Below are 21,458 nucleotides of genomic sequence, written 5' to 3' on the forward strand. Positions count from 1 at the left end.
TTAGCCCTGTGTCACAGCAAGGACCAGGCGGAACAGGTCAAGACGCAGCTCAGCACGTGGCTGGCGCCCAGAGGGCTGGTCTTCAACGAAGACAAGACCCGCATCACGCCCCTGACCCAGGGGTGCGACTTCCTGGGCTTCGGCATTCGCCGTTACCGCAACGGCAAGCTGATCATCAAACCCAGCCATGCCGCCGTCAAACGGATCCGCAAACGGCTCGCCGAGGAGATGCGCACCCTGCGGGGAGCCAACGCCTCGGCGGTCATCGCACGGCTCAACCCGATCATCCGGGGCTGGGCCTGCTACTACCGGACCGTGGTGTCGGGCAAGGTGTTCAACGCGCTGGACAACTACGTGTGGAACCCGACTACTGGTCGCACCGGCGCCGCAGACGTAACCCCCCACCGCTGGACCAGCCCACCCTGCGCCTCCTGAAGGCCCAAGGCGGCCGCTGCCCACACTGCGGGGACTATCTTCTGCACGCCGACCACGAACCACAGTCTCCAGAGGAATGGACGCTGTGGTTCACCGCTACCCGCAAGGCCCTGCGCCGACAAGCGTTGACCCTGTACAGCGGAACCCGCGATCAGCGTCACCATCTCATACACATTCACTGCCATCGACGCCATCAAGCTGAGACGGCATCAACCCGACAAGCTCCTGCACCATCTGCCAGCCCACGTGGGGCTTGCTTGGGCCGTGTGCGGTGACAAGTCGCATGCACGGTCCTGAGGGGGCGGCGGCGCAGCAATGCACCGCTGCTACCCGGCCGGAGGGTGAAACTCCCTCCGGCTACTCGACCCTGCGTGGAGGACCCGTAGCTCGGCAGCGTCGGTCGTGCCGAGCTGCGGGTCCACCACGAGCCGGTCACTGTGCGACGGCTGGTGCCGTCCGCAGTGACCGCCTCCCCCGTCGCGGTTCATCGCATCAGCGCGGCGTGTCGCCCTCGTTTCCAGGTGCGAAAATCGTGGACACTTGGGCGCGACTGCCAGGTGCAATCATAGGCATGCACGGAGCGGCGGTGTCAACGGCTATGCACAGCGCGACCAGCTGTGTAAATTTGAGTGCTATGCCCAGTGGCGCCAGGGGGGCCGGACGATGACCGAGCGGGTAGACGGGGCCGGGTCCAGTTCCCTCCGCAAGAGACTGGACAAGCTGTTCACCTCGGTGCGCAAGCCGGACGGCACCGAGTACAGCACCCGCGAGGTTGCCGAGGGCGTCACGGAGATTGGCGAGCCGATCTCACACACCTACGTCGGCCAGCTCCGGCGGGGCGAGAAGGACAATCCGACCCTGCGCCACCTGCGCGGGCTGGCGAAGTTCTTCGGTGTGCCGGTTGAGTACTTCACTAACGACCAGGTCTCCGCGGAGGTCGACCACGAGCTGGACACGCTCAGCGCGCTGCAGGCGTTGCGGGTGCGGACGGCGGCGATGCGTGCGACCGTGCTCCCCGAGGCGGAACGGAGCCTGGCCGAGTTGGCCAGGATCGTTGAGGTGATCCATGCCTTGGACGCCGCCCCCGCCCCCACTGAACCGGCCGCCCCGTCCGGCGAGCACGGCCGATGATGCCCACCGCGCCACGACCGCCGCGGTATAGGTCATGACGGGTCCGGGCGCCTACGTGGTGCTTGCGCTGCTGTGGGGCGTGGCCGCCTACCGCACTCGCGTCCTGCTGCGACCCGGCCGCCGGCCGGAGACCTGGGCCATCTGGGGGGCGGTCGTCGCGTTGGCCGCCGCGGCCACGTTCTTCCAACCCGACAACTACCATCTGCTCGACACCTGGCTCGGCGTACCGAACTTCGCGGAGCTGGCAGGACACGCCATGATCCTGGTGTCCGCGTGGCAGGCCCAGGCGATCCTCGCTTTCCTGATCTACCCACCCCCCACGGCTCGACGCAAGGTCGTCCTACGCGGCGCGCTCGTGCTCGTCACCGTCGCGTTGATGGCCGTCTTCTTCACCCTCGCCCCGGTCGATCTTGACGTTCCGCAGCGGTTCACCAGCGTCTACGCCACCGCCCCGTGGATCGTGCCGTACTGGACGGTGTTCCTGATTGCCGTCGATGTGATCCTCATCGACATGGTGCGGCTGGTGTGGCGCTACGCCAGGCGCACCAACCGCGAACACCTGCGGTTTGGGCTGCAACTCGTGGCGGTCGGCGGCATCTTCGGCGTCTTGTACTGGGTCCAGTGGCTGATCTATCTGGTGTTGCGTCACGCCGAGATCCAGCCGCCCGCGGCGCTACACGCCGTCGGCACGGTCTGTGAGCTGAGCGGCATCGTCTTCACGGTCGTCGGGTCGGGGTATCCGGCCATCGGGCGCCGGTTGCGGATCCGCACGCCAGGGGGCTGGTGGGCCGATTTCCAGCGGTATCGCCAGCTGTACCCGCTCTGGCACGCGCTCACCTCCGCCACGCCGGAGATCGTGCTCAGCCAGCCACCCCGGCCGGTCATCGATGTCCGGTTCTGGCTCAACCGGCGGGTCATCGAGATCGAGGACGGGCTGCTCCAGCTCGGCCGGCGCCAGGCCGGCGCCGATCCGCTCTCCATCGGCGCACCGCCCGCAGCGGATCCCGTGGCGTGGGCCCGCGCTATCCGGGTCGCTCTCGACGACCGAACCGCCGTCCTACCAACGGGCCTGCCCGCCGAAAGGTCATCCCCGGCCCCCGAAGCGGACGATGACCACGCGGCCCGACTCGCCTGGCAACTGCGGGTCGGCCGGGCGTTCGCCCGCCTGCCCCCTGCCACCGCGGCACACCCCGTCGGCCCGCTGCCGGGCTAGCGACTATGGTCGATGCTGGAGCGGCGGCGTGGCGGGTGGCGCTGTGCAAGCGGCCATCGGCAGCCACGGCCGGCGCCAACCGGCTCCGGGACAGGACGGGGAGGGAAGCGATGATGGCCGCGACGACACGACGCGCAGCGCGGGCAAAACTGCGCGAATTGGGCCTGACCATCCCGTCGCCGTTCACCGTGGAGGCGCTGTGTGCGAGCGTCAGCCGGCACCGCGGCCGGCCGGTGCGGCTGGTGGAGCTTGACTTTGCCACGGACATCGCCTGCGGGCGATGGATCGAGACCCAGACGGTCGACTACATCTGCGTCGACCGGAATGCCTCGGTACCGCTGCGAGAGCACATCGTGCTGCACGAGGTGGCCCACATCCTGTGTGAGCACCGCGGCATCCTCGGCCCCATCCTCAACGAGTTCAAACTCCTCGACCCGGAGATGGTCCGCCGCGTGCTGGGCCGCACCGTGTACGACGAGGTGGAGGAGCGCGAGGCGGAGCTGCTGGCCTCGGAGATCGGCTCCCGGGTCGAACGCGACGACCGCCGCGACGACGCAGCCACCCGCGATGTGCTCGATGGGCTGTCCGCGGTGATGTCCGGCAAGCACCTGCCGCAGCAGCGGCAACCGCGCGACGACCGTTGACGACCGAGGAGGACGGACGCGGCGTGACCGACACGACGACACCCACCACCCTGACGACGGGCCGCACCAGCCGCCGGCTCGCGCACGTGGTGACCGAGGCGCTGTCCCCAGCGGTACTGGTGGCCGGCATCTCCATCGCGGTGGCCTGGCACAGCCGATCCCCGGTCTGGGGCGTGGTGACCGCCGTGTTCGCCAGCGCCATCCCGCTCAGCTACATCCTGCGGGGGGTGCGGCGCGGCCACTACGACGACCACCACGTGCGGACCCGGGAACGGCGCCCGGCGGTGCTGCTGTTCGCCGCCGCGTCGGTGGTGGTCGGACTGGTGCTGATGGTGCTGCTCCACGCGCCCCGGGATCTGGTCGCCCTGGTGGTGGCGATGCTGGCCGGGCTGACACTGACCCTGGCCGTCACACACTGGTGGAAGGTCAGCTTCCACACCGCGGTAGGGGCGGGAACCGCGACCACGCTGGCGCTGGTCTTCGGGCCGTGGCTGCTGCTGTCCTGGGTTGCCGTGGCGGTGGTGGCCTGGTCCCGCGTCCGGCTGGGCGACCACACCGTGGCCCAAACCGTGGTCGGCGCCGCGCTCGGCGCCCTGGCCGCCGGTGCGGTCTTCCCGCTGGTCCGCTGACCCGGCGTACGGTCGGGCTATCCGCCGGCGGCGAATCGGAGCAGGGCCAGCAGGCCGGCGACTTCGCGGGCCTGCTCATGTTGTGGGCCGTAGATGAGGCAGAGGTCGTCGTACAGGGGTTGCAGTTCGTGCGCGGCCTCGGCGGCCTTACCCTCGGAAATCAGTAGCGTGCAGATGTTGCGGCGCAGGTCGAGGGTGGTGGGGGAGGCCTCGCCGGAGGCGGCGCTCACGTGGGCCAGCACCTGCCGGAACTGGCGCAGGGCTGTGGTGGCCTGACCGAGTTCGGCCCGGCAGTGGGCCGCCTGCCGGAGGCACTCCAAGGCGTCCTCGCTGGTGGGGCCGGCGGTGCGGGTGTACGCGGCGGCGAGGGCGTCGAACTCGGGCAGCGCGCGTCGGAAGTCCCCGCCGATGACGAGGATGGCCGCGCGCCGTGACCGCAGCGCCAGCACGCGGGGACTCTTCGTCGGACTGCGACACGGCGGCCCTGATCGCGTCTCGAACCCCGGTTCCGAGGACCGCCGCCGGGTCGGCGACCGACGTTTCGCTGCGCGGTGCGGGGACCACGGGCGCGGGCTCGGGCCGGCGACGCGGCGCGTTGGGTCGGCGGTACACCTGAGTCGGGTCCGGCATGGTGCCGGGTGCGGGGTCGGAGGCGGGCGGGGGCGACCCGGGCAGGGGCAGGAAGGGCAGTAGCCGCTCGTAGACGTCGTAGGCCTCCGCGGGCCGGTCCTCGGGGGCCTTGGCCAGCAGTTCGAGGACCAGTTCCTCGATCGCCGCGGGCACGTCCGGGCGGAGCGTACCCAGGGGTGGCGGCGGCTCGACGATGTGCTGGCACCACAGGTCGAAGTCGCTGCCGCCGGCGAAGACGCGTTGCCCGGTGAGCAGTTCGTGCAGGACGCAGCCGAGGGCGTACAGGTCGCTCTGTGCCGTGATCCGCGCGTTCTGGATCTGTTCGGGCGGCATGTAGTGGTGGGTGCCGAGGGCGCTGCCGGTCGCCGTGATCCGGGTGACGTCGGTGCGCAGGATGGCGGCGATGCCGAAGTCGAGGAGCTTGATCGCCCCGTCCGGGGCGACCAGCACGTTGTCGGGTTTGAGGTCACGGTGTACGACGGGGATGGCGTGGGCGTGGGAGAGGTGCTGGATGCGTGCCGTGACCCGGGCCTCGCGGCGGAACCGTTTGGCCAGCTCCTCCGCCTGCTCCGGGGAGTGGACGGCGTCGGGGCGGATGAGTTTGATGGCGACCTCGCGGTCGAGGACGCCGTCGTAGCCGCGCCAGACCTGCCCCATGCCCCCGGAGCCGATCTCCTCGACCCGCTCGTACCGGCCGGCGATCGGCTCTGCCCGCACGGGTGCCTCCGTCCCTTCCCGACTGTCCCGGCCAGGAGGTCAGTGTCGCTCTTGAACGAATCACCGTCCAGGGCTGCCGCCGCGGCGGCAGCGGCGCCGGCCGGTCAGGCGGCCTCGTCGTCGACGACGCCTTCCTGCCGGCGGATCAGCCGCCAGGCGGCGCTGCGGGCGCTGCGGTTGAGCGAGCTGCGGAAGTCGGACTGCGGGCCGAAGTAGCGGCGGCCGAGGTCGGCGGCGGTCTCGAAGTGGTCCATCATCTTCTCCTCGAAGACCGGGATGAAGACGTGGCCGAAGTTCTCCTCGTCGTTGGCGACGGCGGCCTGACGGACCTTGGGTTCGGCCATCGCCTCGGTCAACGGCTTGACCACGTCGTCGTCGGTGAAGCTGGTGCCAAACCGCTCGTTGAACCGCTCGATCAGCTCGGAGAGCAGCGACTTCTCCGGCTCCCTCGCGCCGCCGGCACCGTCGCCGAAGCCCTTCATCTCGGCCGCGCCCTCGCGATTGAGGCTGACGTCGTGCTCGCCGGTCTTCTCCACCCGCAGGTGGCTGAGGTCGACCTCGCCGATGTCGACGCCACCGTCGCCGCGCCGGGGCAGCCGGTTGAGCAGGTGCCGGCCGTAGAGGTAGAGCCGCTCCAACTCCGGGTCGGCATAGGGGACGATCTGGGCGAGGAAGCCGTACTTGCGGACGTAGTCGGTGAGGTCGGCGCGGAACGCTTCGGCGGCCTCCCGGTCGGACTCGTCCTCGCCGTTGAGCAGCTTGTCGAAGCGTTCGACGGCGGGCTGGAGGTGCCGGTACAGCTCGGCGTGCAGCTTGGCCCACTTCGCCGTGTTGCCGGCGGCCCGCTCCTCGGCCGCCAGGTACGCCTCGACGAACGCCTGCATCTCCGCCTCGACCAGCAGGTTCGGGGACATCACCCGGCTCTGCGCGGGGTAGAGCAGGTTGGGGTCGGAGGGGAGGGTCTCGGCCTCCTCGAAGTACGGCCGGAACGCCTCCTTGATGTCCTCGGCGTCGTTGACGAAGTCCAGCACCGCCAGGTCGCCCTGGCTCTTGCGGTCGGCGGTGCGGTTGAGCCGGGACAGCGTCTGCACGGCGGAGACGCCGGTGAGCTTCTTGTTGACGTACATGGTGGTGAGCAGCGGCTGGTCGAAGCCGGTCTGGTACTTCTCCGCGACCACCAGGACGCGGTATTCGCGCTGACCGGCGGCGGTGCCGGCACGGGCGGTGCGGTCGTCGGCCCGGGTGTACGCGAACGCCTTCGGCAGGGCACTCTCCGGCAGGCCACCGTTCTCCTTCGACTCGGTGACCTCCGCGCCCTCGTAGGTGAGGGTGCCGGAGAAGGCGACCAGCACGCCCGGGCCCGGGTAGTCGCGGTCGTCGAGGTACCGCTTGATCGCCCGGGACATCTGCACGGCGCTCTGTCGGGACGCGGTGACCACCATCGCCTTGGCCCGACCGCCGAGCCGCCCGGCGGTGTGCGCCCGGAAATGCTCGACGATGATCTGCGCGTGCTGGGCGACGGTGGAGTCGTGGGTCAGCGCGTACCGGGCGAGTTCCTTGTTGGCTTTGGCCGAGTCGACCTCCCGCTCGTCCGGGTTCTCGTTGACCAGCTTCCAGTACGTGTCGTAGGTGACGTAGTTGCGCAGCGGGTCGAGGATGAAGCCCTCCTCGATCGCCTGCCGCATCGAGTACGTGTGGAACGGGTGGTACTTGCCGTCCGCGCCGAGGGTGCCGAAGAGTTCAAGGGTCTTGTGCTTCGGCGTGGCGGTGAAGGCGAAGTAGGAGAGGTTCGCGCTTCGCTGCCGCTTGCGGGCGTTCGCCGCCAGCTTCTCCTCGGCGGTCTGCGGCCCGGCGGCGCTGGTGGCGCCCGCCTCGTCCGAGTCGGCGTCCAGGCCGAGATCGCGCAGCACCGCCCGGACGGCCGTGGCCGCGTCCCCGGACTGCGAGGAGTGCGCCTCGTCCACGATGATCGCGAATCGGCTGCCCCGGATCTCGGTCGGGCTGCGCTTCAGGTAGTCGACCAGCGCGGGGAACGTGTGCAGGGTGACGGTGACGATCTTGCCGGTTTCCCGGGAGAGCGCCTTGGCGAGCTGCTCCGACTTGGCCCCGTACCTCTCATCGATCTTCACGACCAGCCCGGCGGTCTGCTCGAAGCTGCCGACGGTGTCCCGCAACTGGGCGTCCAGGTTCCGCCGGTCGGTGATGATGACGACTTTGTCGAAGACCGGGCTGCCGGGCTTGATCCCCGCGGCGAGCGCGTCCGGGTCGAGCGCGGCCGGGTCATTCGGGGTGTGCAGCGACGACAGCCGGTGCGCGAGCCAGGCGATGGTGTTCGACTTGCCCGAGCCGGCCGAGGCCATCACCAGGTAGTTGTGCCCGGCGCCGTGCCGGGCCACGTGCGCGGTCAGCCGCTTCACCGCATGCCACTGGTGATAGCGCGGGAAGATCAAAGACTTTTGGGTACGGCCGGCAGCGCTCTTCTCCTGGTGCAGGTGGACGAAGCGTTCCAGCAGCTCGAGCCAGTTGTCCCGCTGCCAGATCTCCTCCCACAGATACGAGGTGGCGTACTTGCCGTGCTCGGTGGCCGGCGGGTTGCCCTGGCCGCCGGGGCGTCCCGGCCCCTCGCTGCCGGTGTTGAACGGCAGGAACCGGGTCTGCCCGCCCCGCAACTGCGTGGTGACGAAGACCAAGCCCGGGTCGACGGCGAAGTTCGCGACCACCCGCCGCGAGAAGATCAGCTCGGTGGGGTCGCGGTCGGTCCGGTACTGCTCCTTGGCGTGCTCCACCCCGGAACCGGTGAGCGGGTTCTTCAGCTCGGCGGTGGCGACCGGGATGCCGTTGAGGAACAGCGTCAGGTCGAGCCGGTTGCCCCGATCGGCCTGCTTGGTCGCGTACTCCAACTCCCGGACCACGGTGAGCCGATTCTTGCGGTAGTCGGCCAGGATCGCCTCCGACTCCACAAGAGACGGCTTGAAGTACGCGACCCTGATACGCACGCCGTGGTCTTTGACCCCCTTGCGGAGTACGTCGAGCAGCCCATCGGTGGCGATCGCCTGGTCGAGCCGTTTGAGAAATCCGCGCTGAGCTGCCGCCTGCTCGCCGCCGTAGTAGGTGACCAGCTCGTTCCACTCGTTGGGCTGGGTCGCGCCAATGAACATGGAGAGTTGGGCGGTATCGAGGCCCAGTTCGGCGCGGTAGTCGGCCTTGTCGCCCTCCTCCCATCCGCTGTCGAGGAGGGCGGCGACGATCGCGTCACCGAAGGCGGATTCGTGGTGGATCGCCATCGGATCAGACCTCCCGCTTCCCGGTCACCAGGTAGTCGATGTCACGGCAGAACTTGTCAAAGGACGGTGCGTTGCGGCGCGCCATCTCCAGGTCGAACACATCGATGGTTGTCACACCGTTGTCGGCCGCGGCGACTAGGATCGTGGACAGGTCGGCCTCCTTGCGGTCGAACAGCTCCGCGCTCTGGCTGGTCGCGAGGACCTGGGTCCACGTGCTCGCCTCGGTCAGCGCGTCGAACAGCACTCCGGCGGCCATCGGGTGCAGCGCCAGCTCCGGCTCCTCGACGGCGACAAGTGGGATCCGACCATCCCGGGCACCCGGCTGGAAGAGCGCGGTGAGCAGCCCGACCGCGCGGATCGTTCCCTCAGACATCGATTCCGCGCGGAAATGCCGCTCCTCGCCCCCCGGGCCGGTGGCCGTGGCCATCCGGGCCGCAATGTAATCACCGCCCGGCGTGCTCGGGCCGACATCGACCAGCCGAGGCACGATCACGCCGGCGTACGCGGACACCCGCTCCCGCTCCCATCGACCGAGCTGGCCAAGAATAGCCCCGAGGTGGCCGCCATTCTCGTCGAGCAGGTCCGATCCGGTGGCGGGGCGGGCGTCCCGCAGCGCGGCCAAGTCCGGCTCGTAGAAGAAAATTGCGGTCAATGCCTCGTACAGGCGGGCATACGGCTCGCCGACACCGGCCCGAGGAAGGTAGAGGCTGCCAGGGTGAAGCCGCCCTCCGTGCGGGCCAGCCGAATCGCTAACCTTCCCATCCTCGACCAGGAACCGGGCTTGGGGCTTCCCCGAGGCTGGACCTATCTCGCAGTACTCCCGCTCGGACCACACGGCAAGGCCGGCATGGTTCCTGGCTGAGGAACGCGAGATCGTGACCTCGTAGCGAGCCTGCCCAGGTCCGTCGTCCTCGGCGGATCCGGGCAGGCGAACCTCCAGAGCGATCGTGGCCGACTCCGTAGGTTCCGGTACGCGCCGGAGCACGTCATCCAGTCCGCCCCGAGCCTTAACCGCCGCACCGAGTCCGTGGTCCAGCGCGTCGCGCACGAAGCGCAGCGCGTCGAGGAAGTTGGACTTTCCGGCCGCGTTCAGCCCGAGGAGCACGGCGAACGGGCCGAGCGCCAGGTCGCAATGCGCGATCGACCGGTAGTTCTCAATCCGCACCCGGGTCACGAACGGCACGGCCCGGTTGCTCGCGCTACTGGTCATGACATCTCAACGCCTTCCGTCGAGGCAAGGCGACGGGCTGCCCGATGGTCAGACATCACACGGTCCCCGCGTCCGCTCGCGGTGGAAACGTCGACCTGCCCGGTCACCGACGTCACAGTCAACGCCCATCCCCCTTCTCGTCGCCGTTTTCGTCCTCGTCGTCCTCGGATGCTGCCCAGGTCTCCTGTGCAAGCTTCCATAGCGAGCCTTCACCTTCGACGTACCAACGAGAAGGCCCCTGGACCGCCACTGGTGCCGTGCTCCAGCCAGCCAACTGCCACATCCGCTGAACGAGTGCGGTCGGCGAGTAATACTTTCCATCAACGGCCCAGAGGACTGGTCGTACTCGCTGGTTGACCCATGTTGCCGCACTTCGGCGAGGATCCCCGGCCAACCACTCGGCCATCGCCTCTCGCTCGGGTCGAGTGCAGGTGTGGTATTGCAGCGGCGTTCCATCAGCCAGCCGCCCGGCGTCGATGAGGGTGGGAACGGCATTCGGCCTACGCTGCTTCGGAACCCGTCGCGCGGGACGGTAGTCGTCCGGGAAGGGCGGCACTGGGATATCGCGTTGCAGGTCCGCCAGCACGAGCCTCGCCAGGGTTCGGCAGCGAACGGTGTTGGCCAAGGTGCTCGCCACGATCGAAGTCTGCCCGTACTCGGAGTCCAGATGGTGGATCAGCCACCCTGTAGCACGCTCGACCGCATCTGATACCTGACCCAGCACGGCATCCCAGTCGGCGTCGGGGTCGTCGATGCCATCGAGGTCCAGGTGCTGGAAGACGATATGCGCGATCAGCCGGTTTCCGCGCTCCGCAATCGCCTCCGCCCGTGCTTGGCGATCCTTCGCCGTCCGGTTGAGCGCGTCATCAATCGCACGCAGTACGAGGACTGAGCGCCACACCTGGTATGCCGATGGCGGATCTTGGGAGTTGAACAGGAGTTGGTACGCGCCCTGCGGGCCATCCTCCCACAGCAAATCGGTGCCGCGCTTGGCGCGGATGGCAAGTTCGGGGTTCCGGTGGGCGCAGGCAAGTGCGATGGCCGCGCTGACCACCGAGCAGCCACTGTCGGGCGATGGCTCCAGTTCCCCCCGTTTGACGACGTATGTCTTTTGTAGCGAAAGTGTGAAGTCTTCCTTTATCGTCGTCTGCACCGGATCCAAGGCGACGAAGTCACGCCGCTCGACCCTGTTCTGTGTGTTCGTGGCGGTTGTAACGGCGTTCGCGAATCCGGGCTGGCAATTCTTCAGGGAGATCACCCGGACACTTACATAGCCATCAGGGAATTCGATTTTGCTGTCAGCTGCCCGATGGATAGCGTGAACAGTCTGGGCGCCGTTGACCACGCTGGCGCCGGCAAGGTGAAGCTCTACGGGTGTCCGTGCGGAACGGCTGAAGTACGCAGGATCTACCTCTTCGCAGAGGACGGTGATCCCGTTGTTGAAGTACCAGAAGTTGTGTGGCTCGTCGGTCAGTGTGTCGATGAGTCCCTGATTTACCTGGGTGAGACCCAGCGGCTTACGGATATTGCGATCGAACAAGCGATCGCCGTGAGCGCTGTACCACTCCGCAATCTCGGCCACCGAGATGGTTCCCTGAAAAGCCTCGTACGGCTCCGTTATCCGGATCCAGTCCTGCATCTTTGCAGTGAGCCCGATTGGGGGCTCTCGGAAGTCGTTACGTACCACTTCCCAGATGTCTCGGGCGAGGTAGATGCGGTGGTCGAGCATGGTGCCCAGTTGGTTGAACTCGTCTTGCGCGTCGGTGAGCCGACGCACGACATCGTCCGACAGGCTGTCGGTTCTCATCAAGCCGGGCACCAGGGTGATCCGTGAGTGTGGATTCGCCAGAACGGCAGCAACCTGATCCGCGAGATTTCGGAACTTGATGTTGAAGCGGTCGAACTGCCGAGTGTCGATATGGCGCAGTCCATCAATGAACTTCAGTGCTTCCGCAACACCGAATCCGGCTCTTGCCGAATCGCTCCACTTGGACTGGATCAGCCAGATGTGCGAGGCGCTCTCGTCGGTGGCCACGGCATCGATCCCGATGTCGTCTCTGCCGTCGATGACGGCGGCCGCTGCTGACTTGCTGTCGCAGCCGGTTAGGTCCCGTACCACCAACGCGGCTAACGCTCGTGACAGGAAGGCCTGTTCACCGGCGGCATACGGCATCCTGGCTAGATCATCGACGTCGATCAAGTTGTCAAACTCGCGCTGGAGCGCATCGCGTACGTGCCGGATCTGGAGACGTAGCGCGGCTGCGTCCCGCGAAGGGTCGGATGCCTTTTGCCCCGCGTTCTCCTGGTCGCTCAACCTCTTGATCCCTTCGCCTGGTCCCGTCCAAACGCCCCAAGGAGATGAAGCTAGCTGTCGCCCCGCGTGCTCGCCGTTGAAAGATCAATCTGTCCGGTCACCGCAGACGTAATCAAAGCCTGCCGCCGCTCGTTCAGGAGTGTGAGCTGATGCTGAAGCTTTGTTCGTAGCCTCCGCGTGATATCCCACACTGAGTTCATCCGAACCACCAGATCTCGCTGTTCCTTGAGGCTGGCGGCGGGGATCGGCCAGTCCTTAATTTCCTCGAATCGGATGTTGGCCATGGACTGTGAGGCTCCGTTCGATGTGGCGGAACAGAGGCTCCGTATCTGAGTTCCGCGAGCAATGGCAGTCAAATAATGTGGGTCGAGCTTAGGTAAGAGCCGGACGCGGAAAATCTTGTCCGAGAGCAGCAGTCGCGAACGCCCAGGGGGAACGACTGCAGTTGATCCGACAAGCTGAGGAGTGTTAGCCCGCGTAATCAGTAGATCGCCTTCGTGTACCTCGTGGGTTACATCGGGGGCTAAATTAACCGGCAGGCGCTTGTTCTCGTCTGGAAAGAACTCTCCAGGTCGGAGGCAACTGACCTTCAGGACCCCCCATTCACCATCGGCGGCAGGGATCCCTTCGCATTGCGGACTCGATCCTTGGTCGACGCCAGCCGTGAACCTCCGGAATGGCAAGGTGCCCGCTTTGCGCGCGAGCTGGTCGATCTCTGCGTCAAGAATAGCGACGTCCCGTTCGTGGAGCCGGGTGATGATTTCGCGCTGAAGAGCGATCAGTCGATCTGTGTGGGCAGTTTCGGCGTCGAGGAAGTCGGCGATGTGCCGCTGCTCGTTCATTGGCGGGAGCGGAAGATCGGCAACCGCGAGACGATCCCGGTTCAATTCGATCTGGTTAGTCGCGCCCACCACGAGGGCGGCGTAAATGTATTCCTGGAACGGCTGGGATCGCAGCCAGTAGTACGCGAAGCGCGGGTATACGAAGTCAGGGCGGAATCGAGCGACAGTCAGGTGGCTATCGGCCATCGAGGGAATTCCGTCTAGGTTACCCTCAAATTGGCCGATTCTGCCCAGTGTTCCGGTACCCGTCGAGTTGATAATTACGTCACCTTGACGCAAGCGTCCCCTCAGCTTAGCGGAGTCACCGTGATAGTCGTGGAACCGCGTCCGCTGCCAGTCGATCCCCGAATCTTGGTTTGCTGCCTGGCTGAGAGCGCGCACTGGACCATTGTCGACATAGTTGGGTGTGGAGCCTCTGTTCAGCAGAGTCGTCACATGCTTTAGCGGGCTGGTTGTCCAGTGGTCCGGCAGAGATATTCCGAGGAGTTGAGTCACTTCGTCACCTTGCCAAGCAGCTCTTGGATCTCGGCCTCTAGGGCCTTGAGCTCGGCGTCGATCTCGGCGAGCGGCCTCGGGGGCTTGTAGACGTAGAAGTGGCGGGTGAAGGGGATCTCGTACCCGGTCTTGGTTTTGGTGTGGTCGATCCAGGCGTCCGGGACGTGCGGGAGGACCTCGCGGCGCAGGTATTCCTCGACGTCCTCGTGTAGCGGCACGTTCTCGTAGTCGCGTAGCTCCGGGTCGGGCTCGGGCTCGCCCTTGACGAGTTGCACCTCGCCTTCCGGGTCGCGGACGCCGAGCAGTTCGCGCAGCGCCTTCTGGAACGGGGCGCCGGTCGGCCAGAGCACGCCGGTTTCGGCCATCGCGGACCGGACCGCGTCCCACGCCGCTCGCTTGGTCTGCCACGACCGTCCCATCAGCGGCTTCAGCGCGGTCTCGAACGCGTTCACGTCGATGGCCTTCTGGATCGGCTTTGACTCGCGTACCTGGGCCAGGGTTTCGTCGGTGACCTCGAAGCGGAGCTTGAGGGGCCGTTCGACGGTGATGCGGCGGTAGCCGAAGTCCTCGTTGGCGAAGACCTTCACCTTCTGGTGCAGCGGGTACTCGGCGTCGTTGGCGACGTGCAGCGCCTCGGTGTAGAGGCGGGTGATCTCGGCGATCTGGTCGCCCTTGAGGTACTTGCGCTTGTCACCGAGCGACTTGCGCATCTTGGCGAAGTAGTCCCGGGCGTCGAGTAGCAGCACCTTGCCGCGGTGGTCGGGCGACTTGCGGTTGGTCAGGACCCAGAAGTACGTGGAGATGCCGGTGTTGTAGAAGAGCTGGTCCGGCAGGGCGACGATCGCCTCCAGCCAGTCGTTCTCCAGGATCCACTGTCGGATCCGCGACTCGCCGGACTCGGCCGCCCCGGTGAACAGTGGCGAGCCGTTGAAGACGATCGCGACCCGGCTGCCGCCCCTGCCGTCGGCGGTCACCGGTTTCATTTTTGAAATCATGTGCTGGAGGAACAGCAGCGAGCCGTCGTTGATCCGGGGCAGGCCGGCGCCGAACCGGCCGCTCTCGCCGAGCCTCTCGTGCTCGGCCTCGACCTCCTCCTTGACCTTCTTCCACTCCACGCCGAACGGCGGGTTGGCCAGCAGGTAGTCGAAGTGGCCGCCGCGGTGGCCGTCGTCGCTGAACGAGTTGCCGAACTTGATGTTCTCCGGGTTCTGGCCCTTGATCATCATGTCGGACCGGCAGATCGCCCAGGACTCGGGATTCAACTCCTGCCCGAAGACCTCCACGGTGGCCGACGGGTTCAGTGTGGTGATGTGCTCCTCGGCCGCGCTCAGCATGCCGCCGGTGCCGCAGGCCGGGTCCATCACGGTCCGCACCACGCCGGGGATGCTCAGCGCGTCGTCGTCCGGGGCCACCAGCAGGTTCACCATCAGCTCGATGACCTCGCGCGGGGTGAAATGCTCACCGGCGGTCTCGTTGGACTGTTCCGCGAAGCGCCGGATCAGCTCCTCGAAGACGTACCCCATCTGGTGGTTGGAAACGACGACCCTGGGCTGCCCGCGTTCGTCCGTGACCACCTCGCCGTGCTCGTCCAACTCGACCGGCCGCAGGTCCAGGTCCGCGAAGCGGCCGACCACCCGGTAGAGCAGGTTCGCGCCGTCGAGCCGGCGGATCTGCTGCGGGAACTCGTAGCGGTGCAGCACCTCCTGGGCGTTGTCGGAGAACGCCCCGATGTACTGGAGCAGGTGCTTCTCGGCCTGGCCCGGGTCGGCCGCGATCGACTTCAGGGTGTAGCGGCTGATGTTGTAGAAGCTGTGCCCGGAGGCGCGGCGCAGGAAGCGCGCCACGTCGACGTCCTGGCCGCCGAACCTCTCGTGGGTCTCCAGCACCTTGCGCCGGGTCGGCTCCAGGACGCACTCCAGGCGACGCAGCACGGTGAACGGCAGGATCACCTTGCCGTAGTCGGACTGCTTGTAGTCGCCGCGCAGGAGATCGGCGACCGACCAGGCGTGGTTCGCCAGTTCGGTGTGCTTGCTGCTGTTCAACGGATTCCTTCCGATGAGCCGGTGCCGGGGTGGCTGGGGGAGTCGAGCCAGGTTCAGGATGCCGTCTGGGCGGCGTCGGGTGGTTGCAGCGCGCCGCCGGTGAGGCCCGCGGCGAGGGTACGGGCGGTTTCGTCGGCGAGGCGGTTGGCGATGTCCGCGGCGGTGCGCAGGGCGTTGAGCTGGCGGAACGCGCGGCCGTATCGCTGCTGCTCGGCGAGAGGCAGCAGCGGCACCCGCAGGCGGCGGGGATCGAGGCGGACAACGGTGGTGCCGGACGACGCGGCGCTGATGTTCTCCTCGGCGGCCAGGAAGCCGGCCAGGAACCACGGGTCGAGGCGGGCCGGATCGGGCCGCAGGAGATGCAGGTGGCGACCGAGGCGGTTGCCGGCATCGCGGGCGTCCGCGACCCGGGCGGTGGCGGTGCCGTTGTGCGGTAGTTCCGGGAGGATGACGTCCCCCTCCCGGATTTCGATCTCGGTGCCGGTGGCCTCCTCCTCGGCGGGGCCGGAGGCGGGGCGGTGCGAGGTCACGTCACGTGCGGTCAGGGTGCGCGGCGCGGGCGGGCTCTCCACGAGAGGGGACGAGTTGCGGATCGCGGTCGGCACCCGCAGCAGGGTCAGTGCGTCGCCACGCAGGAGATCGGCGACGCTGGCGGTGCGCCAGGACTCGGGGGCGCTGCCGACGGGCGGCCACGGCTGGCCACCGCTGAGCGTGATCAACCCGGTGGCCGCCCGCCGTAGCCTGGTGCGCAGTTCCTGGGAGAGCGCGGCGACCTCGTCGGGCAGCGCCGGCACCGGGGTGGCCCGGACATGGCGGGCGGGCGTGAGGTCGACCGTCTCGTCGAGCAGGTCGATGATGGGGACCGCCCGAGCGACGCCCGGAACGGGATCGAAGGTGTCCGGGTGCCGGTCGTAGTCGGTCCATGCCTTCCGGACGCTGTCGCGCAGCGCTGGCCAGTCCAGCGTCGGTCGCTTGCTTGATGGCTGGCCGGGCCGGGCAGCGTCGGGCGTGGCGACGTCGACGATGAGGACACTCGGCGGCAATGTGGCCTGCGGGTGCGGGCGTTGGATCACCCACAGGTGAAGCCCGACGTGCAGGGGCTGCGCGACGCCGGGCGGAAGCGCGATCACGGCCCGTAGCGCGCCGCTGCGGAGGATCTCGGCCCTGATCCGGCGGCCCGAACCGCGCTCCGCGATGGCCGGCGGCAGGAGGAGAACTCCGCGCCCGCCCTCCGCCAGGTGCGCGACGCAGTGCTGGAGCCAGGCGAGCTCGGACTCGATCTTCGCCGGCAGACCGAAGATCCACCGCGAGTCGTACGCCAGCTCCTCGTGGCCCCACTCGCGGTCGCCGTAGGGCGGGCCGCAGAGCACGGCCTCGGCCGTCAGGGACGGGAACGCGTCGGCGCGGATGCTGTCGCCGGCGTGCACGCTCACCTGGGCCGCGGTCCGCACCGTTTGGATGGCGAGGCGTACGGCGGCCTGCGCGGTCAGCGCGGGAAGGATGTCCTGGCCGTACAGCTTCTGCGCCCCCCGGGCGGCGGCGGCGACAAGGAGGCCGCCGGCGCCGCAGGCGGGATCGAAGACGGTCGCCGGGTACGGCTTGCCCGGCTCGGCGAGCAGGTCGGCCATCAAGGCGGCCACGGGTGCGGGCGTGTCGTACCTGCCGCTGGCGCTGGTGCCGTCGAGGTCGACCTCCGCGAGCACGTCCGCGGCCCGGAGGGCGCCCTGGTCGGCGACGCAGCGCAGCAGCGTACGGAGCAGCGGCGCCTCGTCCGGGGCGTAGGTGAGGTCGGTGGTCCCGGCGATGCCGGCAAGGTGCGGCCGTACCGCCCGCTGGGCCCGCTCGGGCAGTTCGCTGTCGGGCAGCTCGACGAGTTGCTTCAGGTCGCTGTCGGCCATCAGGGCGGCGGCTAGGGCCAGCGGCAGGAGCCTGCTCGGCGTGCCGGCGCCGGCCCGGGTGGCGCGTACGGCGGTGCGCAGCGCGTCCGCGGGTGAGGCGGCCGGAAGTTGACCACGCGCGGCGAGCCAGGACTGGACCGCCGCCAGGTCGTAGGCCGGGCTGGTCTCCGTCCCGCCGGTGGCGGCCGGGAAGTCCGGGTGACGCCGACGCCAGTTGCTGACGGTGGCGCGCGTGACCCCGGCCAGTCGGGAGATCTCGGCGGCGGTCACCTGGGCGGGTCTGGGCATGCGGGCGTCCCGTCGGGTTTGTGCAGCATGCTGTTGCCCGCTCACTGTACACGACCCTTGGGGCGTGTAAGCAGTTTGACACTGCTTTCACGCAACCACCGGGACCCGGGACCTCCGCTCCGCGCCGGACGGGCGACTAAGGGTACCCTCACCTGACCTTGGATCGACGGTCAGATGAAAGCGGCGGTGCCGGCATGGAACTCGACGGCCGTGGGGTGCTTCGGCGGTCCTTCCTGACGCACCGCGGCCGCATCGTCGCCTCGGCCGCGCTGTTCACCAGCTACCAGGCGGGCGAGGCGCTGGTGCCCGTCCTCATCGGCGTCATCATCGACCGGGCCACGGCCACCGGCCGGCCCGCCGCCCTGCTGCTGTGGCTCGGGGTGCTCACCGCGACCTTCGCGACGCTGTCGCTGAGCTGGCGGTTCGGCACCCGGGTCGGTACGGTCGCCGGGGCCCGCGCCGACCGTTCGCTGCGGCTCGCGGTCGCCGCCGCGGCGGTGGACCGCCCGGGTGGCGGCCCGCTGCCCGGCGCGCTGGTCAGCATCGCCACCGGCGACGCCCGGCGCACCGCGATGGTGAACTTCCACGCACCGCACGGTGTCGCGGCCGTCGTCGGTGTCGCGGTCGCCAGCACCGCGCTGCTGGTCGTGTCGGTCCCGCTGGGGCTGCTGATCCTGCTGGGCACGCCGCCGCTGCTGTACCTGGTGAAGCTGCTCAGCGGTCCGCTCGAACGCCGCAGCGCCGACCAGCAGGAACGCGCCGCCCAGGCCGCCGGCGTGGCCGCCGACCTGGTGCGGGGTGTCCGGGTGCTCAAGGGCATCGGCGCGGAGCGTACGGCCGCCGCCCGCTACCGGGCGACCAGCCGGGCCTCCCTCGTGGCGACGCTGCACACCGCCCGGGCCGAGGCGGGATACAACGGCGCGGTCATCGTGGTGAACGGCCTGTTCCTCGCCGTCGTCGCGCTGGTCGGCGGGCGGCTGGCCATCGCCGGGGACATCACGGTCGGTCAACTGGTCTCCGCGGTCGGGCTCGCGCAGTTCCTACTCGGCCCGCTGGGCACGTTCGGCGAGATCATCGCGGCCGTCGCGGGTGGGCGCGCCTCCGCCGCCCGGATCGCGGCGGTCACCGGCCGCGACACCTCCGCCCGCGCCGTCCCGGACCCACCCGACGTGACCGGCCGGCTGCGGCTGCGCGGCCTCACCGCTCCCGGGCTCGACGGCGTCGACCTCGACGTGGCCGCCGGTGAGCTGGTCGGCGTGGTGGCCGACCCGCTCCAGGCGGGCACCCTGCTGCGGATCCTCGCCCGCGAGACGGACCCGCGGGCGGGTGCGGTCAGCGTCGACGGCATCGCCGCCGGTGACGTCGCGCCGGAGGTCTGGCGCTCGGTCGTCCTCGCCGCCCCGCACGACGCCGACCTGTTCGAGGGCAGCGTCGCGGCGAACATCCGGGCCGGTCGGCCGGGCGACATCGGCCCCGCGGTCGCGGCCGCCCAGGTGGACCAGGTCGCCGCCGCCCTCCCCGACGGACTGGCCACCGAGGTCACCGGCCGCGGCCGGTCGTTGTCCGGCGGGCAGCGCCAGCGCGTCGCGCTCGCCCGGGCGTTGCACGCCGACCCGCCCGTGCTGGTCCTGCACGACCCGACCACCGCCGTGGACGCCGTCACCGAGGCCGCGATCGCCGCCGGGCTGCGCGGCGCGCGCGCCGGGCGGACCACCGTCGTGCTCACCAGCAGCCCCGCCCTGCTCGCCGCGGCCGACCGGGTGGTGTTCCTCGCCGGCGGGGCCGGCACGGTCGAGGGCTCGCACGTGCGACTGCTGCGCACCGTGCCCGCCTACCGGGCGCTGGTACTGGCATGACGCTCACCGCGCCCGAGCCGGGCGACGGCCCGGTCCTGCTGCCGATCGCCGGCCCGCGCCGCACCCGCGCCGCCCTGCTGGCCATGGTGCGCCGCCACCCGCTGCTGGCGGCCGGCGCCGCCGTGACGCTGCTGCTCGCCGCGGCCCTGAGCCTGGTGACGGCGCCGCTGCTGGGCCGGGTCGTCGACCTCGCCGCGGGCGGTGCCGGGCCGGGCGCGCTCACCGGTCCGGTGCTGCTGCTCGCCGGCGCCGCCGTCGGCCAGGGCGGGCTGGCCTTCGCCGGGCTGCAGCTCATCTCGCGCCTCGGTGAGCTCGTGCTGGCCGCGATCCGCGACGAGTTCGTCCAGCACGCGCTGCACCTGCCGCTGGAGCGGATCGAGCGGGGCGGCGCCGGCGACCTGACCGCACGCATCACCGAGGACGTGGCGATGATCAGCGCCGCGGTGCGCGGCGCGTTCCCCGAGTTCGTCCAGTCGGCGCTGATCCTCGCGCTGACCCTGGTCGGGTTGACCGCCCTCGACTGGCGGTTCGGCGCGGCGGCGCTGTTGGCCGTGCCGGTCCAGGCGGCCACCGCCCGGTGGTACGTGCGCCGGTCGGCGCCGCTCTACGCCCGCCGGCGGGCCGCCGCCGGAGCCGAGCAGCAACAGCTGCTGGACACGATCGGCGGTGCGCCCACGGTACGGGCGTTCGGGCTGCGCACCGAGCACCTCGGGCTGGTGGCGGACCGCGTCGAGCGCAGCATCGACCTGCTGTACCGGGTCACCCGGCTGCAGACGCGGTTCTTCGGGCGGCTCAACGTCGCCGAGGCCATCGGGCTGACCGCGGTCCTGGCGACCGGTTTCCTGCTGGTGAACGCGGGCGAGACGAGCATCGGGGCGGCCAGCGCCGCCGCGCTGTACTTCGCCAACCTGTTCGGGCCGATCAACACCGTGCTGTTCCTGCTGGACACCCTCCAGTCGGCGCACGCGAGCCTGGCCCGGCTCGTCGGGGTGACCGACCTGCCGGCGGAGCGCCGCCCGCTGCGCGGCCCCGCGCCGGTCGACGGTGCGGTGAAGGCCGCCGGCCTGCGGTACGCCTACCGGCCCGGGCATCCGGTGCTGCACGACGTCGACCTGGACATCCCGGCCGGCGGCACCATCGCGCTCGTCGGGGCCAGCGGCGGTGGCAAGACCACCCTGGCCAAGCTGCTCGCCGGGGTGCACGAACCGGCCGGCGGCAGCGTCCACCTCGGCGGCGTCCCGCTGGCGGACCTCGACCCGGACACGCTGCGCCGGTGCGTGGTGCTGGTGTCCCAGGAGATGCACGTGTTCGCCGGCCCGCTCGCCGAGGACCTGCGGCTGGCCGCCACCGGCGCCACCGACGAGGACATCGACCGCGCCCTCGCGGCGGTCGGGGCCCGGGAGTGGGTGGCGGCGCTGCCGCACGGCACGCAGACCGTCGTCGGCGACGGCGGCCACGAGCTGACCGTCGTCCAGGCCCAGCAGGTGGCGCTGGCCCGGGTGCTGCTCGCCGACCCGCTGGTCGCCATTCTCGACGAGGCCACCGCCGACGCCGGCAGCAGCGGCGCGCGGGTGCTGGAGGCGGCAACGGCCCGGGTGCTGCGCGGCCGCACCGGCATCGTCGTCGCGCACCGGCTCACCCAGGCCGCGGCCGCGGACCTCGTGGTCGTGGTCGACGGCGGCCGGATCGTGGAGAGCGGGCCGCACGACGACCTGGTGGCGGCCGGCGGCGGCTACGCCCGGCTGTGGGCGGCGTGGTCGGCGGGGCGGGCCGACCCCGCCTGAACGTTTCCGGCCCAGCGATGGGCAGCCGCTTGACGAACCGCCGCGG

The 21,458-nt window shown here is 69.5% G+C and carries 14 protein-coding genes and 1 pseudogene; 7 read left to right on the forward strand and 8 right to left on the reverse strand.

The window, feature by feature from the left end; all coding sequences use genetic code 11:
• The 5 genes from KJS59_RS05710 to KJS59_RS05730 form a co-directional block, all read left to right on the forward strand.
• The coding region (locus tag KJS59_RS05710) for a group II intron maturase-specific domain-containing protein (RefSeq protein WP_283775746.1) at window positions 1-435 on the forward strand (435 nt) is incomplete at its 5' end.
• 663 nt (window positions 436-1,098) lie between these two features.
• Complete coding sequence (locus KJS59_RS05715) at window positions 1,099-1,566, forward strand: helix-turn-helix domain-containing protein (RefSeq protein ID WP_213451250.1); 468 nt, start codon at window positions 1,099-1,101, stop codon at window positions 1,564-1,566.
• 34 nt (window positions 1,567-1,600) lie between these two features.
• On the forward strand, window positions 1,601-2,779 hold the full coding sequence (locus tag KJS59_RS05720; RefSeq protein ID WP_213451251.1) for an MAB_1171c family putative transporter: 1,179 nt from the start codon (window positions 1,601-1,603) through the stop codon (window positions 2,777-2,779).
• 110 nt (window positions 2,780-2,889) lie between these two features.
• Window positions 2,890-3,423, forward strand: coding sequence for a hypothetical protein (locus KJS59_RS05725; protein WP_213451252.1), 534 nt, complete (start codon window positions 2,890-2,892; stop codon window positions 3,421-3,423).
• A 23-nt stretch (window positions 3,424-3,446) separates the two neighbouring features.
• Complete coding sequence (locus KJS59_RS05730) at window positions 3,447-4,052, forward strand: phosphoesterase PA-phosphatase (protein ID WP_249713908.1); 606 nt, start codon at window positions 3,447-3,449, stop codon at window positions 4,050-4,052.
• A gap of 17 nt (window positions 4,053-4,069) precedes the next feature.
• On the opposite strand, the gene KJS59_RS30915 is transcribed toward KJS59_RS05730, so the two are convergent.
• The 8 genes and pseudogenes from KJS59_RS30915 to KJS59_RS05765 all read right to left on the reverse strand — a co-directional run bounded on the left by KJS59_RS30915 (window position 4,070) and on the right by KJS59_RS05765 (window position 17,772).
• A complete protein-coding gene (locus tag KJS59_RS30915; RefSeq protein WP_249713909.1) occupies window positions 4,070-4,501 on the reverse strand; it encodes a hypothetical protein in 432 nt (143 codons plus the stop codon).
• A gap of 328 nt (window positions 4,502-4,829) precedes the next feature.
• Window positions 4,830-5,339, reverse strand: a pseudogene (locus KJS59_RS32130) (serine/threonine-protein kinase); the annotation flags it as partial.
• A 164-nt stretch (window positions 5,340-5,503) separates the two neighbouring features.
• Complete coding sequence (locus KJS59_RS05740) at window positions 5,504-8,683, reverse strand: type I restriction endonuclease subunit R (RefSeq protein ID WP_213451254.1); 3,180 nt, start codon at window positions 8,681-8,683, stop codon at window positions 5,504-5,506.
• A 4-nt stretch (window positions 8,684-8,687) separates the two neighbouring features.
• Window positions 8,688-9,857: an AAA family ATPase gene (locus KJS59_RS05745; protein ID WP_213451255.1), complete on the reverse strand. Its 1,170-nt coding sequence runs from the start codon at window positions 9,855-9,857 to the stop codon at window positions 8,688-8,690.
• Between the two features lie 154 nt (window positions 9,858-10,011).
• Entirely contained in the window at window positions 10,012-12,207 is a 2,196-nt protein-coding gene (locus KJS59_RS05750) for an AIPR family protein (protein WP_213451256.1), read from the reverse strand.
• 50 nt (window positions 12,208-12,257) lie between these two features.
• The gene (locus KJS59_RS05755; RefSeq protein WP_213451257.1) at window positions 12,258-13,544 is read right to left on the reverse strand and encodes a restriction endonuclease subunit S; all 1,287 of its coding nucleotides are present in this window, start codon (window positions 13,542-13,544) and stop codon (window positions 12,258-12,260) included.
• Window positions 13,541-15,586 carry a type I restriction-modification system subunit M gene (locus tag KJS59_RS05760; protein ID WP_213451258.1) on the reverse strand — a complete coding sequence of 682 codons (2,046 nt, stop codon included), beginning with the start codon at window positions 15,584-15,586 and terminating at the stop codon, window positions 13,541-13,543. The genes KJS59_RS05755 and KJS59_RS05760 overlap by 4 nt, the downstream gene beginning before the upstream one ends.
• Before the next feature lie 53 nt (window positions 15,587-15,639).
• Window positions 15,640-17,772: an N-6 DNA methylase gene (locus tag KJS59_RS05765; RefSeq protein ID WP_213451259.1), complete on the reverse strand. Its 2,133-nt coding sequence runs from the start codon at window positions 17,770-17,772 to the stop codon at window positions 15,640-15,642.
• Window positions 17,773-17,966: 194 nt separating this feature from the next.
• Between KJS59_RS05765 and KJS59_RS05770 the strand changes: the two genes are divergently transcribed.
• Both KJS59_RS05770 and KJS59_RS05775 read left to right on the forward strand, forming a co-directional pair.
• Complete coding sequence (locus tag KJS59_RS05770) at window positions 17,967-19,628, forward strand: ABC transporter ATP-binding protein (RefSeq protein WP_213451260.1); 1,662 nt, start codon at window positions 17,967-17,969, stop codon at window positions 19,626-19,628.
• Window positions 19,625-21,412 (forward strand): ABC transporter ATP-binding protein, encoded by a 1,788-nt coding sequence (locus KJS59_RS05775; protein WP_213451261.1) that lies wholly within the window; start codon window positions 19,625-19,627, stop codon window positions 21,410-21,412. The genes KJS59_RS05770 and KJS59_RS05775 overlap by 4 nt, the downstream gene beginning before the upstream one ends.
• Window positions 21,413-21,458 lie beyond the last annotated feature (46 nt).

The organism is Rhizomonospora bruguierae, assembly GCF_018397995.1.
Classification (GTDB): domain Bacteria; phylum Actinomycetota; class Actinomycetes; order Mycobacteriales; family Micromonosporaceae; genus Rhizomonospora; species Rhizomonospora bruguierae.